Source organism: Vibrio sp. VGrn 2 (assembly GCF_009361695.1).
GTDB lineage: Bacteria > Pseudomonadota > Gammaproteobacteria > Enterobacterales > Vibrionaceae > Vibrio > Vibrio diabolicus.
The window spans coordinates 1-15,653 of record NZ_RBWD01000005.1 but is presented as its reverse complement, the minus strand read 5'-3'; the positions used below and the strand labels follow the sequence as shown (position 1 = coordinate 15,653).

At 43.5% G+C, this 15,653-nt stretch carries 20 protein-coding genes; 8 read left to right on the top strand and 12 right to left on the bottom strand.

The features are described from left to right. Positions 1–3 precede the first annotated feature (3 nt). On the top strand, positions 4–1,113 hold the full coding sequence (locus D8S93_RS10385) for a 1-acyl-sn-glycerol-3-phosphate acyltransferase (protein ID WP_006742201.1): 1,110 nt from the start codon (positions 4–6) through the stop codon (positions 1,111–1,113). A gap of 74 nt (positions 1,114–1,187) precedes the next feature. Here D8S93_RS10385 and D8S93_RS10380 read toward each other — a convergent pair whose 3' ends face one another. Continuing rightward, entirely contained in the window at positions 1,188–1,787 is a 600-nt protein-coding gene (locus tag D8S93_RS10380) for a hypothetical protein (protein ID WP_152813072.1), read from the bottom strand. Between the two features lie 316 nt (positions 1,788–2,103). Between D8S93_RS10380 and D8S93_RS10375 the strand changes: the two genes are divergently transcribed. Next, positions 2,104–2,376 carry a YnjH family protein gene (locus tag D8S93_RS10375; RefSeq protein ID WP_152813070.1) on the top strand — a complete coding sequence of 91 codons (273 nt, stop codon included), beginning with the start codon at positions 2,104–2,106 and terminating at the stop codon, positions 2,374–2,376. Between the two features lie 74 nt (positions 2,377–2,450). Here the strand turns inward: D8S93_RS10375 and D8S93_RS10370 are convergent, their stop codons facing one another. Then, a complete protein-coding gene (locus tag D8S93_RS10370; protein ID WP_074189865.1) occupies positions 2,451–2,750 on the bottom strand; it encodes a YfcZ/YiiS family protein in 300 nt (99 codons plus the stop codon). Positions 2,751–3,357: 607 nt separating this feature from the next. On the opposite strand from D8S93_RS10370, the gene D8S93_RS10365 reads away from it, so the two are divergent. Continuing rightward, the gene (locus D8S93_RS10365) at positions 3,358–3,819 is read left to right on the top strand and encodes a TetR/AcrR family transcriptional regulator (protein ID WP_005392508.1); all 462 of its coding nucleotides are present in this window, start codon (positions 3,358–3,360) and stop codon (positions 3,817–3,819) included. 191 nt (positions 3,820–4,010) lie between these two features. Here the strand turns inward: D8S93_RS10365 and D8S93_RS10360 are convergent, their stop codons facing one another. The 6 genes from D8S93_RS10360 to D8S93_RS10335 are packed head-to-tail and all read right to left on the bottom strand — an operon-like array spanning position 4,011 to position 8,595. Then, positions 4,011–4,793 (bottom strand): heme ABC transporter ATP-binding protein, encoded by a 783-nt coding sequence (locus tag D8S93_RS10360; protein WP_152813068.1) that lies wholly within the window; start codon positions 4,791–4,793, stop codon positions 4,011–4,013. Next, the gene (locus tag D8S93_RS10355; RefSeq protein ID WP_152813066.1) at positions 4,793–5,830 is read right to left on the bottom strand and encodes a FecCD family ABC transporter permease; all 1,038 of its coding nucleotides are present in this window, start codon (positions 5,828–5,830) and stop codon (positions 4,793–4,795) included. The genes D8S93_RS10360 and D8S93_RS10355 overlap by 1 nt, the downstream gene beginning before the upstream one ends. 9 nt (positions 5,831–5,839) lie before the next feature. Further along, the gene (locus D8S93_RS10350) at positions 5,840–6,709 is read right to left on the bottom strand and encodes a heme/hemin ABC transporter substrate-binding protein (RefSeq protein WP_104972833.1); all 870 of its coding nucleotides are present in this window, start codon (positions 6,707–6,709) and stop codon (positions 5,840–5,842) included. A 28-nt stretch (positions 6,710–6,737) separates the two neighbouring features. Next, a complete protein-coding gene (locus tag D8S93_RS10345; RefSeq protein ID WP_152813064.1) occupies positions 6,738–7,151 on the bottom strand; it encodes an ExbD/TolR family protein in 414 nt (137 codons plus the stop codon). Then, positions 7,148–7,846, bottom strand: a complete 699-nt coding sequence (locus D8S93_RS10340) for a MotA/TolQ/ExbB proton channel family protein (RefSeq protein WP_005392513.1) — start codon at positions 7,844–7,846, stop codon at positions 7,148–7,150. Before D8S93_RS10340 ends, D8S93_RS10345 begins: the two co-directional genes overlap by 4 nt. Then, entirely contained in the window at positions 7,846–8,595 is a 750-nt protein-coding gene (locus D8S93_RS10335) for an energy transducer TonB (RefSeq protein ID WP_319802980.1), read from the bottom strand. Before D8S93_RS10335 ends, D8S93_RS10340 begins: the two co-directional genes overlap by 1 nt. Positions 8,596–8,755: 160 nt before the next feature. Between D8S93_RS10335 and hutW the strand changes: the two genes are divergently transcribed. From hutW to D8S93_RS10315, 4 genes are all read left to right on the top strand, one after another. Continuing rightward, positions 8,756–10,126, top strand: a complete 1,371-nt coding sequence (gene hutW, locus D8S93_RS10330; protein WP_152813062.1) for a heme anaerobic degradation radical SAM methyltransferase ChuW/HutW — start codon at positions 8,756–8,758, stop codon at positions 10,124–10,126. Between the two features lie 29 nt (positions 10,127–10,155). Beyond that, the gene (hutX, locus tag D8S93_RS10325; RefSeq protein ID WP_152813060.1) at positions 10,156–10,659 is read left to right on the top strand and encodes a heme utilization cystosolic carrier protein HutX; all 504 of its coding nucleotides are present in this window, start codon (positions 10,156–10,158) and stop codon (positions 10,657–10,659) included. 56 nt (positions 10,660–10,715) lie between these two features. Next, positions 10,716–11,246 (top strand): heme utilization protein HutZ, encoded by a 531-nt coding sequence (gene hutZ / locus D8S93_RS10320; protein ID WP_046873758.1) that lies wholly within the window; start codon positions 10,716–10,718, stop codon positions 11,244–11,246. Positions 11,247–11,342: 96 nt separating this feature from the next. Next, positions 11,343–11,879 (top strand): ATP:cob(I)alamin adenosyltransferase, encoded by a 537-nt coding sequence (locus tag D8S93_RS10315; protein WP_104972829.1) that lies wholly within the window; start codon positions 11,343–11,345, stop codon positions 11,877–11,879. 100 nt (positions 11,880–11,979) lie between these two features. On the opposite strand, the gene D8S93_RS10310 is transcribed toward D8S93_RS10315, so the two are convergent. Continuing rightward, the gene (locus D8S93_RS10310; protein WP_005392519.1) at positions 11,980–12,894 is read right to left on the bottom strand and encodes a chemotaxis protein; all 915 of its coding nucleotides are present in this window, start codon (positions 12,892–12,894) and stop codon (positions 11,980–11,982) included. 214 nt (positions 12,895–13,108) lie between these two features. Between D8S93_RS10310 and ppiC the strand changes: the two genes are divergently transcribed. Continuing rightward, positions 13,109–13,450 carry a peptidylprolyl isomerase PpiC gene (ppiC, locus tag D8S93_RS10305; RefSeq protein WP_074189873.1) on the top strand — a complete coding sequence of 114 codons (342 nt, stop codon included), beginning with the start codon at positions 13,109–13,111 and terminating at the stop codon, positions 13,448–13,450. A 123-nt stretch (positions 13,451–13,573) separates the two neighbouring features. Here ppiC and D8S93_RS10300 read toward each other — a convergent pair whose 3' ends face one another. From D8S93_RS10300 to rcnR, 3 genes are all read right to left on the bottom strand, one after another. Beyond that, positions 13,574–14,002 (bottom strand): hypothetical protein, encoded by a 429-nt coding sequence (locus tag D8S93_RS10300; RefSeq protein WP_152813058.1) that lies wholly within the window; start codon positions 14,000–14,002, stop codon positions 13,574–13,576. Beyond that, positions 13,999–14,925, bottom strand: a complete 927-nt coding sequence (locus D8S93_RS10295) for a zinc dependent phospholipase C family protein (RefSeq protein ID WP_104970193.1) — start codon at positions 14,923–14,925, stop codon at positions 13,999–14,001. Before D8S93_RS10295 ends, D8S93_RS10300 begins: the two co-directional genes overlap by 4 nt. A gap of 196 nt (positions 14,926–15,121) precedes the next feature. Beyond that, complete coding sequence (rcnR, locus tag D8S93_RS10290; RefSeq protein ID WP_041853119.1) at positions 15,122–15,394, bottom strand: Ni(II)/Co(II)-binding transcriptional repressor RcnR; 273 nt, start codon at positions 15,392–15,394, stop codon at positions 15,122–15,124. Positions 15,395–15,653 lie beyond the last annotated feature (259 nt).

The following is a 15,653-nucleotide window of genomic DNA, read 5'->3' as shown; positions in this document are numbered from 1 at the left end:
ACAATGACTGCCAATACCGATCCTTATATTGAAATTCGTCCTTACAATGACGAAGAAATTCCAGCAGCGCTGGATCGTCTAATCCAAGATGATGAATTTATCACTGCTATTCTCGATCATCGCTTTGCTAATAAAGCAGCGTGGTTTAAAACGCTAATGAGCCCGATCCTGCGCATCTACCTGAAAGCTAAATGGAGCAAGCTTGATTCTGTAGAAGCGATTCAGATTGAAGTGAAGAAGTATCTGAAAGATACATTGAATAAGACAACGGATGGCGTCACTTTTTCTGGTTTGGATAAGCTGGATAAAAACACGTCGTACTTATTCGTTTCTAACCACCGTGATATTGCGATGGACCCTGCGCTAGTAAACTATGGCTTGTACCAAAGTGGGCACCGTACAGTTCGTATTGCGATTGGTGATAACCTGCTGAAGAAGCCATGTGCGACCGAATTGATGCGACTCAATAAAAGCTTCATCGTTAAGCGCTCTGCTAAGGCGCCTAGAGAAATGATGAAAGCATTAGGACAACTGTCGAGCTACATTAAACACTCGCTTGATACCGGTAATTCAATTTGGATTGCCCAAAAGGAAGGTCGAGCTAAAGATGGAAACGACTTTACTGATCCTGCGATTTTAAAAATGTTCCATGTTGAAGGCCGCAAGCAGAAGATCAGCTTTGGTGAATACACGCGTTCTTTGAAAATCGTTCCTGTCTCGATTGCCTATGAAAATGATCCATGTGACATTGCCAAAGCAAAAGAGCTGTACGAAAAAGCAGAAAATGGCCGTTATGAAAAAGGTGAATTTGAAGATATCGAAAGCATCATTCAGGGCATCATTGGTTATAAAGGCCGTGTGCATGTCGCGTTTGGTGATGTGATTGATCAAGAGTTTGAAACGCCAGAATCTCTTGCCGGTGAAATCGACCGCCAAATTCACAATAACTACAAGTTGTACCCAATCAACTTGTTAGCTGCTGGACGTGAAGATTCGAGCATCATCACAGAGGCGGTGAAACGTCATCTTGCGGATAAATTGGAGCAGTTACCTGAAGGGGCAAGACCTTATTTGGTGGCGAGCTATGCCAACCCAGTTAACAATCAAGAGTAGTATTCATCGCTGAACTTGATGGATTATGAACGCCTTAAAGCCTCGGTTTCCCGGGGCTTTTTCTTGTTTGCTTTTTAAGGAGCAACGGCCCCGCCAAGGGTTAAATTGCTAGGCCACTTGGTGATCTTGTTACCACCTAAAAAGATATTCCCTTTCACCGTCATCGTGTCTGGAAATACTTGTAGTGCCGATCCTCCTATATAAAGGTTACCATCAACCACCAATCCTTCAGGAAGAGCAGAGATAGGAGTCCGAATAACACTCAAATCGCCTTTGACTCGAAGTTTAGCTGGGAGCGTTTTTAATGGTGTATCCGTCAAGTTCAGATAACCGCCGAGTTTGATGCCCCTAGGCCAGCTTTCGATCTTACTGCCCAGTAGATTCGCATAACCTTTTATCTTTGTACCTGAGCGAATGGTTCTGAGTGCGCTGTTGGTTGCTTCCAAACTGCCTCCAACATCAAGCCCCTTAGGCAGCTTTTTGATCGGGGTTTGCGAGATATTTAAGTTGCCTTTGACCACTAACCCAGAAGGTAATTGGGTGTATGGTTTGTTTCGTAGATCAAGATTACCGTAATTATCGGTGTGACCAAACTTAGAGTAGTAATCTAGCTCATATGCGAAAGATGGGAAGCAGAGCAGCATCAAGGTAAGGAAAAGGGAAACAAAACGCATAGCCAGAGACTTAGTTAAACATAAAGATCTTAAGTACTCATCTTATACTTAAATAGACTCATTATGCATACTTTGTTAACAGTTTTTGATTTTAGCCCAAGAACTTCAAATTAGGGCTTTATCTGAAAGCATACACGCGCTCACGATGCCGAGTTGCTTCAGTGTGCAAGTTAGGGAATGATTAAGTGATTGATTATATAGTTTATTTAAAAGTAAATGTGAGAAAAATATCAGTAGAGATATGAAGAATATGAGGTTCTGCCAAGAACTGAACAAGCGTCCTTGTTAGTATCATGAGCGTCTGAGGGAGATTTTCATGAAGTTAAAAAGAGTGTCTATTTTTGCCGCTGGTGTTGTAGCAGTACTACTATCTGGGGCCGCTTTTGCTAAATCACACAGTACGCCAGAAAGCAAAGCGCTGGTGGTCGCTGACGGCAAGGTAGGTCAGCGTATCTGTTACTACGATGATAAAGCCTACACCACCGGAGCCGTGATTAATGTTGAGGGTGTATTACTGATGTGTACAGCTGAGAACGATTTTGAAACGAATGGTTCGTTAAAGTGGGTGGTATTCAAAAAAGATAAATAAACGCCAAAAAACGGTCTGTTTAATATTAGGATAACGGAAAAATAAAAAAGCGAGCACAGAGCTCGCTTTTTCCATTAACGCGCGATTGAGCGAGTTTTTAATTCAAAGATAAGCTTTTCAGCACTTACTTCAAATTTGAATCGAGCCGTCGCTTGGTTTGACTCTTCTGTTATTTCAGAAACATTGTATTCAACATCAGCACATACTGATTTAGCGAGCTCAATGTATTTTTGTAGTTCAGACTCTAGCTCTGTTTTTGTCTGTGCGAAAACCGTTACGTCGGCAACTTCGTCACCTTCTTTGATGATGAAGCCAATCTCGCCTGCGCAGCCGCAAGCTTCACATACTTGGTTTTTTTCTAATTCGACACTCATAACGAATCCTCTTGTAAATACTAAGGGTATTCTATCAGGTATTTGATCTGTATCTACAAAAATGACGAGTTTTGAATAAAAAAAGAACAGAATAGGCGCTTGTTAAGTAAGGGTTAAAGATTGGATTACTAAATCATCAAGAACGTTAATGTGATATATATCAACATTTAAAATCAATTAACGAACATAGTGACGAGATTTCGCTCAGCCCAGTTGAACTAATGGACAATTTATAAGACTATTTCTTGATTGATTATTTTTAATAATTATCATTCTTGGTCTTTGAATAGTTTCGATGAATAATTGGCGCAAGGTTTTGATGAGACTAACTTTTCGCCTTATTTTGAGTAGCATGTATTGACAAAAACATAACTGCAAATTGCACATTACGCAGTGTAAAGACGTTATGATTTGGAACTTAACTTTATATTAAGTAGTCGCAGTACATATATCCAAATGGCCTTAATGCGCAGGTGTTAGCGGTTCAATTTTTAGGTTTCGCTTAACGAAGTGCCTTGGGCAACTTGGGTATAATGCTAAGAATGATTTCATTCTGGCCTCATTTAATAGTGAGTTAGATGGATTTACAAAGAGAAGAGCTTAAAATATGCCAAAGCGTAGTAAAGAAGATACCGAAATCACTATCCAAAAGATCATGGATGCCGTTGTTGATCAGCTATTAAGACTAGGTTACGACAAAATGTCGTACACGACTCTAAGTCAGCAGACAGGTATATCTCGTACCGGTATTAGCCATCACTTCCCTAAGAAAACGGACTTCACCGCCGCACTGGATGGCCGTATCTTTAAAATGTTTATTGAACACCTAGAGTTTGATAAAGGGCTAAGTGCATTTTCACAAAGTTGGATTAAAGCACTGGAAGATGCTGAGTTCCTCGCGATTTTACGACTGCTATTCCATCACATTGTCACGGCCGAAAATGCGCAAGAATTTGCTGCTAACGGAATTGACCGTTTATACAAAATGGTTGAAAGCCAGTTTGGCGCAGGTGGTGACAAAGAGCTCGAGTGGTTGATTGGTCGTTCATTGATCCAAATGAGTAAGTAATCGCAATTGAGAGCGATAGATGAACACTTGTTTGCTGCTTTGGTTGTAAAGCCAAGGCAGAACACAGTAATTTTCTCGCCGCTCTTTTGAGCCCAAGATTCGATTAAATATCAAAGCAAAGGCCCGCAATATGATTATTGCGGGCCTTTGTCGTTTGGAAAGCAGAAGAGACGGCTCAGAAGAGATACACGCTAAGCGGCGGCGTGAACTTGAGGAAAGTCTAAAGTTGGATGTTTTGTCACGATGGAGCGGTAGCCATAAACGTGCTCAATGCGCTCTGGCGTCAGTGCATTCCATGGTGTGTCATCACAAACCAGTTTTCCCTTATGCAAAAGTACAAGTCGGTCTGCGTACTGGGAGGCTAAATTCAAGTCATGCAACACGACAACGACTGCGGCGTTCTGTATTTTCGCGGCCTCACGAGCAATCTTTAACGTGTTGTGTTGGTGGGCGAGATCTAACGCAGAGGTTGGCTCATCAAGCATCAAGATTCGTTCCTCGCCAGATTGGTGTAGCTGTGTCATCACGCGTGCTAGATGTAATCGTTGCTTTTCGCCACCAGATAAAGATGGATAGAGGCTTTCTGCCAAATGCATTACATCGGTTTGTTTCATGTAATGTAAAGCTAACTTAGTGGTTTCTTTATTGGACAGCGATAGCGGAATCGCGCCTAATTCGACCACTTCTCTGGCTAGAAATGGGAAGGTCAACGTACTGTGCTGTGGAAGCATCGCAATGTGTTTTGCGCTTTTTTCAGGCTCCCAATCATGCTTTGGTTTACCGAAGTAGGCGATGTCATGATTTGAAGAGATTTCACCACACAGAAGCTTGAGCAAAGTACTTTTGCCCGCACCGTTGGGGCCGAGTAGGGCGGTCACTTCACCAGCTCGGATATCAATATTGATGTCATCGAGAACAACGCGCTTGCCAAATTTCATCGAAATGTTTTTACCCGATAAAACGATCTGGTTCATTACAAAATCTTCCCTTTCTGCTGGAACAATAAGTAGATGAAGAAGGGTGCACCGATCAAGGCGGTCACGATACCGACGGGTAATTCTGCTGGTGCCACGGCAATACGAGCAAACATATCAGCAGCGGTAAGAAGCAGCGCTCCCATGAGTGCAGAGATTGGCAGTAGCGTTCGATGGTCGGGGCCTGCTAGTATGCGTCCTAAGTGAGGAATCACGAGCCCGATAAAACCAATTGCACCACTAATACTCACCGTAATACCAACCCCCAATGCAGAGAGCAAAATAAGCTTTCGTTTGAGTTTTTGGACCGGAACTCCCAAGTGTCTTGCTTCTGATTCCCCTAGCAGAAGAGCATTCAGCGCCATCGATTTTTTCTGGAACCAGAATAATAGGACGACCAGCGTGACAGCGGATAGGCCTATCCCCGACCAATTTGCGCCAGCTAATGAGCCCATGGACCAAAGTGTCAGATCTCGTAGCATCTGATCATCAGCGATAAAGTTCATATAACCGATCGCCGCTCCTGAAAGCGCGCTGATGGCGACACCAGCTAACAACATAATCGTAACTGAGGTACCAAATTTACTTGTGCCGAGTTTATAAACGAGAATGGTCGTCAACGCACCACCTAGGAAAGCAAAAAGAGGCAGTGCAGCTAAGTTCATTAGCTGCGGATAGTTTTGGCTAAACTCAGCAAATACAACAATAGCGAATGCACCACCAAGAGCAGCGCCAGCAGACACGCCAATGATGCCGGGTTCGGCCAACGGGTTGCGGAATAAGCCCTGCATAACCACGCCACAAATCGCCAAAATAGCCCCGATGAACATACATAAAATGGTGCGAGGTAATCGGATCTCATTAATCACCAACTGAATGTGAGGAGCGAGATCAGAACTGCTTCCTGTTAGGCTACGCAAACTGTCAGTGAAACTAATGCTCATTGGACCAACGGTAATAGAGGCGATAGCAACAAATGCTAAAAAGCCACTAAGTACGGATAACGTCGTTGAAAGGGAGATACGTCTTAACAACATGCCATGTCTCTATGGGTAAAGCAGCGCATTCAAACGCTCGGCTTCTGCAAGGCTTTTAAGACCCAAACCACCAACAAGTGCGTGACCGTCAATCGTGATGATATTTTTATTCATTCCCGCAGGTGTTGCGGCGAGAAGTGGCATTGCTTTTAAAATCGCATCGGCACCGCCCAGCGTTTCATAGCTGCGACCGCTAACGAGAATAACGTCAGGCTGCATCTCTACCATGGCTTCTGTGGATAAAGGCTTGTAAGAAGACAGCTGGTCAGCAGCTGGGTTTCGTCCGCCTGCTAGCTGGATAATTGCATCGGGTGTGGTTTCTGATCCTGCAACGTTTGCAGGTCGACCTTCATGGATGAGTAGAAACAGTACTTTCTTTTTCTGAGCTTGAGCAGGTTGATTTGCATTGAGTGCTTGAACTTGCGCTTTCACATCTTGCTTTAAATCTTCCGCTTTAGCCTGGCGATTCATAAGGTTCGCAATTTGATCGATACGTTGGTAAAGGCCCTCAACGTTGGCATCAGTATTGACGATTTCTACATCTACCCCCGCCGATTTTAATTGGTTCAATGCTGTTTTCGGTCCCATCTCATCAGAGCCAATGACTTTTGTCGGACGTAAGGCGAGCAACCCTTCTGCTGAAAGGCGGCGATGGTAGCCTACTTTAGGCAGCTCTATGCCTTTTGGTAACTGACTGGTTACGTCGATAGCAACCAAGCTATCTTTGGCGTCGAGTTCAAGCAACAGTTCAGTGACGGCACTGCCTGCACTAACAACACGCTCTGATGATGGTGTTTCATTGGCAAAAAGTTGGCTACTCGCAAGTAGGGAAATGACTGCCGTAACAACAGCATGAATGGTGGCACGTGTATTCTTCATTTTGAAAGGATCTCTATCTTACTTATTTTTATGATGGCTCTTCAGTGAGTAACTGAGTTGCCTGAATTCCGTTTTCTTGTAAAAAGCCGAGAAGTTGAACTAGCGACTGAATGTTCGCGGTTTTTTCTGCTCCAATCACAATCGGTTTATCGCTTGATTTACTCTCTTCTAGCAGCGCGAGGGTAAAGTTGTCCCAATCGATGTATGTCTTGCCGTTAATGGCCCAGTAAGGCTCGTCTTTAAGAATGTTTACCGTGATGGATTGCTTATCGACATCTGCAACGGCCTGAGATTCTGTACTCGGTAAATTGACATCTAATGAATCGAGCTTGACCGCTGCAGTTAACATCAGGAAAACCATTACGATAAAAATGATGTCCAACAGCGGTGTTAAATCAGGAGTTAAGTCGTGACGAGTGTTGTCTTGTGGCGTTTTAATCATTGTGCTTCTGCCTCGACCTTTGCAGAAGAGCGCACTGCTAATGTTGAATTGTCTGGCGACACGTGTTGCAGAGAGATACCTTCAAGCCATAAGTTGACATAGTTTAATGTGTGTTCGAGTTTGGCGATCACACGATCCGCCCACAAACCAATGATTTGTGCTCCTGAAATCGCAGGAAGGGCGATAATAAGGCCTGCTGCAGTAGTGCGCATGGCCAAGCCTAGACCGTCTGCCAAATCATTCGGGGTGATATTCCCCGTTGAGACAGCGATGCCTTTGAACATCTCAATTAAGCCAAGTACTGTACCAAGCAAACCAATCAAAGGGCTAATTACGCCAATCAACGTCAGTAAGCGCAGGCCAGAATGCAGCTGATGACGTTTTTCTTGCAGCCAAATGCCTGCGGCATCTTCTCTTAGAGACTTTGAGAAAGAGTGATGGGCAAGCAACATGGCAACGCCACGATAAAGGAGCGGTCGCTTATGCGACAATTCTTCTGCAAGCGTCTCAAGATCGTTTCCATTCGTTGGGTCTAACCCAATGAGTTTTTGGCGAATGGCTCGTTTCCCTACGCCAAGGCTAATCAAAACGTGGAATAACCGCTCGGTAATGATCATGACGGTGAGGGCTGAGCAAATGATCAAAGGCCATGTCATTAGGCCAAGTTGAGTTTGTAATTCTTGTAGTTGTTCCATTATCCATCCAACTTAAAACGAACAGGTACTTGTACTCGGTGAGCCACTTTTAGCCCGCCCGAAATATGTGGTGTAAATTGCCACTGTTTGATGGCACGAAGCGCTGAGGCGTCCAGCGATTCTGTGCCGGAAGACTCAATCAAAACCTGTTTAATTTGATTGCCATTTTCATCGAGCCATATTTCATATAAGGCTACGCCTTCGATACCGCGTCTTTGTGCAGATCTTGGGTAGCGAGGCTGAGTTGGTTGATTCACAAACGTTGGTTTGTCGACCAAAATAGGTTGAGACGTTGCCCCTTTGGATTGGCTCGCTGGCGCGGTTTGCTGAGCGACCATCTCTTTCTTCGCCGGTTCCGTTTTTTTCTTCGGTTTGGCTTCGGGCTGATTCTCTTGTTTTGTTACGGCTTTGGTTGGTTTAACCGTCTTAGGCTTAGATTGTTTAACTGGCTCTGTTTTTTTCTCCACTACCTTTTTCTTAACAGCGTCTTTCTTGACGACCTGTTTCTTTACGATCTTCTTTTCTGGCTCAGGCTGCTCCTGAGGCTGCGGTTCTTTTGGTGGCGCCACATTTTCTGGCGTGGATGTTTCGACGGTAGGTGGTGGTGCCGATACAAGGTTTAAACTTACCGAACTTGCTGGATTTCCAGCAGGCATCGCGAACACTTTCGTTTCTTGAGAAACAAAAAGAAGTGCGGCATGGATGGCAAGGGAAGCACCTCCTGCAATGACATATCTTTGTACGTTCACGGAATATCTCGGGAAACTATGAAAACTTGAGCAGATTATTACTCACAACCGAAATAAGATCAATTATCAATTGCATTATCATTACGCTCAAATTATGATTCTTGCAGATTTTTAAAGACCAGCCTCTACCCCTTATATGGTGGGAGCTAAGCGAGTATATATGAGCGTCGATATCGATAAATTTGACGAATCAGTGTTGGGAAGCAATAGCCCTGACCCATTGCGATTTGCCTTTGTTAAGAAACATTCGGCACACGCTGGCGGAGCGAGCGTGCCTGTACCTCCACCTCAGCAACAGGCAATTTTTTCAAGCGTTACCGCTAACTCGGTTAAAGCGACCAATAAACGTTGTCTTTATATTCACGTTCCATTTTGTCGCGTACGTTGCACCTTTTGTAACTTCTTTCAAAATGCTGCGAGCCGCGCACTGGTTGATGAGTACTTTGACGCACTGATGCAGGAGCTCAAGGAGAAAGCTGCATTGCCTTGGACACAAAACGGTATTTTCCATGCTGTGTATATCGGTGGTGGAACGCCAACGGATCTGTCTCCAGCACAGGTTCGCGTGTTAGGTCAGGCGATTCATGAGCACTTTCCTTTGGCTGCGGATTGTGAAATCACCTTAGAAGGTCGCATCAACCGTTTTTCTGATGAGCTATACCAGGGCGCTCTCGACGGTGGATTTAATCGTTTCTCTTTTGGTGTGCAAAGTTTTAATACACAAGTGCGTCGCAGCGCGAAACGATTAGATGATAGAGAAGATGTGCTCAAGCGAGTTAGCGAGATTGCCAACGAAGACAAAATTCCTGTCATTATCGATTTACTCTACGGCTTGCCTTATCAAACCAAAGAAGTGTTAGAGCAAGATTTAAATGATTTTCTCTCGACTGGCGCACACGGGGTGGACTTATATCAGTTGGTCGTCGGTGGTTCAGCACCCATGCTTAACCTTGTAGAAAAAGGAAAAATCCCCCCACCAGCTACCACGCCAGAAAAAGCAGGCATGTATGAGCTCGGTGTGAACTTTATGGCCAAACACCATATGAAGCAACTGAGTGTGAACCATTGGGCAATCGATAACCGTGAACGTAGTTTATACAACAGTTTAGCCAAGACATATGCAGAGGTACTGCCAATTGGCTGTGGCGCTGGAGGTAATATCGGTGGTTACGGAATGATGCAACATCGCACATTGGCGACCTATATTAAAGCCATCAAAGAAGGGCAAAGCACCATCGCTATGATGATGAAGCAAAGCCCTCTAGAGCCACTATTTGCTGCACTCAAATCCGGGTTTGATCGCGGTATCGTTCAGGCAAACCAACTGCCATCGTTTATGGGGGAGGACACGTTCGGATTTTTAATGCCTCTATTTAAAGTGTGGCAGCAAAAAGGTTTAGTGGAACTGCATGAACGCAGCCTAGTTCTTACTCTTGCTGGTAGTTTCTGGGCCGTTTCGTTGGCTCAAGGTTGTATTCAGGTACTTACGTCAGAGACGAATGAAACCGTACCGAAAGTATCCAATAATTAATGAAAAAGTTGAACAAAGACGGAAAACATATGGAATCAATCAAACAACAAGTTGAAGCATTACTAGAGCAAGAACCGCAATTATTGCCAGCAGCGATGGCAGAACGTCTCGGCATTTCTGAATTTGAGGTTGTTGCGGCTTTGCCGCAGGAAATGGTGGCCATCGCTCCAGGAGCGCAAGCACAAAACATTCTAGAAGGTTTGGTTGGTTTCGGCCCGGTGACGACTATTGTTCACTCTTTTGGCTCTATTTTTGAAGTCAAAGCACCATTCCCAAAAGGAAAAGTGGCGCGTGGCTATTACAATTTAATGGGCAGAGAAGGTGAGCTACACGGTCACTTGAAGCTAGATAATGTTAAAAATGTAGCGTTGGTCAGCAAACCGTTTATGGGTAGAGAGAGTCACTATTTTGGCTTTTTCTCTGAGTGCGGAAGCAATATTTTCAAAGTTTATTTAGGCCGTAACGAAAAGCGCGAGCTACTTGAAGAGCAAGTCACCGCATTCCGCGCCCTACAAGCCGAATTGAAAAAGTAATCACAAACATAATCGAGGCTCAACTCGAATACTAATTAGTAAAGTCAGGTATCAATATGGATCAACAAGTTAAACAAGAGCGTTTGCAAGGTCGTTTAGGGCCAGAGATCAAAGAGTTTCGTCAGGAGCGTCGTACGCTTCAGCTTGCAACTGTCGATGCAGAAGGTCGCCCTAATGTAAGCTACGCGCCTTATGTCCAAAATCAGGAAGGCTACTTCGTACTCATTTCTAAAATCGCTCGTCATGCTCGTAACCTTCTAGAAAATCCAAACGTTTCTTTGATGATGATCGAAGATGAAGAATCTTCAAAGCAGTTGTTTGCTCGTAAGCGCTTAACTTTTGATGCGGTAGCAAATGTGGTTGAGCGAGACACAGAGATGTGGCAACAAGTTGTTGGACAAATGAAAGAGCGTTTTGGTGAGATTATTGATGGTCTCAGCCAACTAGAGGATTTCGTGTTGTTTAACTTAAAGCCAGAGTCGGGACTGTTTGTTAAAGGCTTTGGTCAAGCGTATCAAGTCTCTGGCGACGATTTAGTGGACTTTGTTCACCTTCAAGAAGGTCACAAGAAAATCGAAAGTGCTTGATTGTAAACCGGCCATGTAAATATCGAATATTCGGAATAATGAACGCATAAGGGGAGTTAGGTTATACTGGCTCCTTTTTTATATTGGAACAAAAGCATGAAGCCTGTGAGCAAGGAATTGAGCGAGATTTGCTATCCCTTTATTTACGAGGACAGTCCGGTTTGTGACTTTGAAATTACGGCAGATGAACTTTGTAGTCGTATTGGTTTAGTTCTCGCGATGGACCTGGACGAGTTTAGCCGCGACATACTGACAAGAATGCAGCCTAATGTTTATCACCTAAATGGTTCGGTTCGCGGAAAGCTAGCGATTACAGAAGCGGAAGTTGAAGAGCTAAAGGCAGATTATGATTCGCTTAAGCAACGCATTGATGGTGGATTCAAAGGTTTCGTTCTACCCGGAGGGCACCCTGCATCCAGTCAATTGCATTTGTGCCGTTGCCAAGCTAAAAAAACGGTACGAGCATTAGTTGCCATCGAACATGCAGGTAAGAAACAACCTGCCCCTATTCTATTTCGTTACGCGAACTTATTGGCGAATGTACTTTATAGCTTGGCTTCTTATATTAATCACATCAATCAAGTCGAAGAGACAGAGTTTGTATCTCGTAGTTACTCGATGCCAAAGAAGTGACCTGAGAAACTAGCAGCTGCGAACATCAAAGCTTCTGCGCGAAAAAATGGCCGCAAAACACCATATTCGACAATTTGCTTCTTAGCTGTTTAGTTAAGAGTTAAGAAGCCATAGCTTTGGCTTCTAGTTCTTTTGCACCGCGCAGCATGGCTTCAATCAGCTCACCAGCATTGAACTTCTCAAGCGCCTCGTGTGCGCCAACTTGGTGAGCTCTGTCTACACAGATTTCGCTCGATAACGACGTATGCAAAATGCGGTACGAGTGATTAAGAGCGGAGTCATTTTGTACTTCGAATGCTAGCTCGTAGCCGTCAAGCCCTGGCATCTCAATATCACTGACCAAAATATCGATTGGTCGATGAGCCTCAGCCTCGCTTTTCATCAGCTCTAATGCGTCTAAACCATTTTTACAAATTTGGTATCCGATATTGATACTATCAAGAGCATCGCACAGCTGTTTACGAGCGATGGAAGAGTCATCCACCAAAAGAATGCTTAATGCTTTTAGGCGCTCACGTTCAACATCTGTCAGCATCGGGATCTTTGAGTTTTCGTATTGCGGATAAATTTTGGAAAGCAGCAGTTCTACATCCAGCATCTGAACCGTTTTGTCTTCGTAGCGAGTAATACCTGTTACGAAAATATTTTTCCCAGCGCTCGCTGGTGGGGTTTCAATGGCTTTCCAATCGCATTCAATGATCTTCTCAATACTACGAACCATAAAGGCGACCACGGTTCGCAAACAGTCTGTCACGATCAAGTAGCAATTTTTGTATTCTTCTTCACTGATAGGACGAAAGCCGACAGCCGCTGACATGTCGATCACAGGCACTGTTAAGTTACGTATTGTGACGGTGCCAATAACGTGATGATGCGAGTAAGGGATCTTCGTGGTTGGCATATACGGAACGATTTCACGGACTTTTAGCGTGCCTATCGCGAAACTCTGTTGCAGGGTGAGTTTGAACATCAACATGCCCTGAGATTGATTCGCTTTACTAACGACTTTTGCCATGAAATAACCTTATAAATACCACCGAATTGTGTCTAATCTAATCTTATCAGACGAAGGCTTCAACCATCGGAGAGACAAATGTGAGCTTTTTAGACAATCTCTTAAAGAATAGTGATTAACTGAGCAAAACTTGGTTGTATTTTAATCTTGTCATGCCGAAAGTTTGATAGCCCCATGTATTTGAGCCTTGAAGCCGCCTAGGTATAAACAAGAAATGTTTGGCGTGTTAAAAGGGATTGGGTACACTTGCGCGACCAGAATAGTGAGAGATAGATCAATGGCAAATACAGCAGCCGCATTACATATTCTTGTGAAGCACAAAGAACAAGCAGAAGACATTATCAAGCAACTGAAAAAAGGCGCAAAGTTTCAGACACTAGCGAAAAAGTATTCCACTTGCCCGTCAGGTAAGCGCGGTGGTGATCTTGGTGAGTTTCGCCGTGGTCAAATGGTACCTCAGTTCGACAAAGTGTGCTTTTCTGGCGAGGTTCTGACGCCACATTTAGTTAAAACCAAGTTCGGTTGGCATGTTGTAAAGGTGCTTTACAGAACGTAGTGATTTCTTACAGGTAAGCTTGAGCTTTTTAAATACTACCTGTTTCTGCATATTGTGAGTAATACATGACAGGCATAAGTTAAACCATGTATTACTCATAAATTTTCTCTATTTTCCCTACTGTTAATCAGTACAAAGAGCTGCCGCATCAAGTTTGATTTGGCATGAGTAAGGTTTTGGGGAGTCCCAATAGATCTTATCAAATTCTGAGTTGCAACCTGCATCTTCCATTAATGCTATATCTCCGTCACATATCAACATAACTGCATTATTACCTTGAAACTCTGAAAGAATTCGATAGTTAGAAATGTTTCCATCGATAGCTAACTGTGAGAGTTTGGTGATTTGAGCTGGATTAGCTGATATCGCATTTTCGAAGATTTCTTTCTCTGTTTGTCCTGCTGTGTCTCCAAACTTGAGCTCACCGTCAACAGCTTGGGCTACATCTTTTAAAATCGAGGCCATATCAAACATGACCTCTTCAGAATATTTAGAGCTGTTAACGCAAGAAGTCAATGAGAGAAGAAGGGTGATAACGATGATTAGCTTCATAGATTTCCCCAAGCACTAAGCTGTCCGTTTTCATTTCGGCCAGTGTCTAAATTCCAATTTTCAAAAAAGCCAGTATCTTGGTTTTCATAAATGGTAGCTGCCAGCTTTTCCCAAAATATTTGGATTGTCTTAATCGCCTTATCAAAAATTTCATCGTAGTGCTTAATACCATCTGGCGTTTCTAAATCCTGAATATAAGTAGAATCAACTTCGTTTGGAAGCGGGTAAGTTAACCCTAGTTTAGAAGCCACATGCCTCGCCCAAGGAAATAAGCGATGCGACTCCTCAGCATTGTCCACAACGGATTGAAATCCTTCGTGCCAGACGTTTACGTCAGGTTTGCATTCTTTAGCATATTCGGGATAAGTAGCTGAAAGAGCATTAGACCAAATAATACGAATAACAGGATCTATTAGGTTGTTGTTATTCTGGTCCACACAACTGCCGATGTTTTCTCTGACTCTATCTGCAAGGCCAATACTTCCGAGTTGCATCCTGGACGGCCAAATATAAGCATCTTGGTGCATTTCACAAATTCTGTGTTGCTGGGCGTTTTCTGCGTAAGGGCCCACTTTTAATTCAACAACAGGATGAAGAGTAATATCGGTTGCTACATGTGCTACAAAGCCACATAACCATGAGAAGGTTTTTTCAAAGTGTTCGTTATCTGCGGCTTTTACCTGCTGAATAAGAGCATCAATTAGCTTACCAACGTGGTTGTAATGCATTTTATCTGCCCATTTATTTTGCGCAGAATTCATTAGAGCAAGGTAAGGATAGTCGGGGCTCACACAACCGAGCTCTAAATACCGTTTATTTTGAGCTAAAGCCTTTTTTGCTTCTTGAGGTATGTTTAACTTCATCAATGCATTATTAGCAGAAGCTTCATTTACCGCTGTGATATGTGCGAAAGCACCAGGCATAGTAACCTCCATGTACAGTTTAAATGCATGGAGTTTACTATGCAGACAATATGTTCGTTGCGACTCGAGTCTTATAAAAATAAATGTTTATGTATTGGATATCGAGCGAGGCATTTGCAAATTATCGCCTTAGGACTTGCGTTATCTATTTTAATGAAAATCGATAATGGCACTTCAAAAAATTAATGAAATCGTGTTATTTGATATAGGAGTCCAACACTTTCAGTACAACTTCCATATCAGCTTCACGCTTTTCTAATTCTTCCTCCAATACGACGTGTTCGATGAGATGGCCTTTGATCACCTCTTTCATTAAGCCATTTACAGCCCCTCGAATTGCAGCGATTTGTTGCAACACATCTTGGCACTCATGTTCTTCTTCCAGCATTTTTTTAAGACCATTCACCTGACCCTGTATTTTGCTGACACGGGTACTGAGCTTCTTTTGATCTCTGGTTGTATGGGACATGACTTATCTTCTTTAAGTTACTGACTGCGAGATTCTAACTGATAATGTAGCACTCATCTTATACTGGGGGGTAGTATTAAATACTGGGGGGGGGGGGGGGGGGAGGGTTTAAGGCGCCTTTCGAAGTGAATATGGGGAATAACAAGGGATTTTGTGTCTTTATGACAAACGGGTCTTGAGTGGTTTTTTTTACCGAGCGCCATTTAATTGGGGATGTTGTAGGGATTAGGGCCCGGCCATTCAGAAACGTTGATGGGGG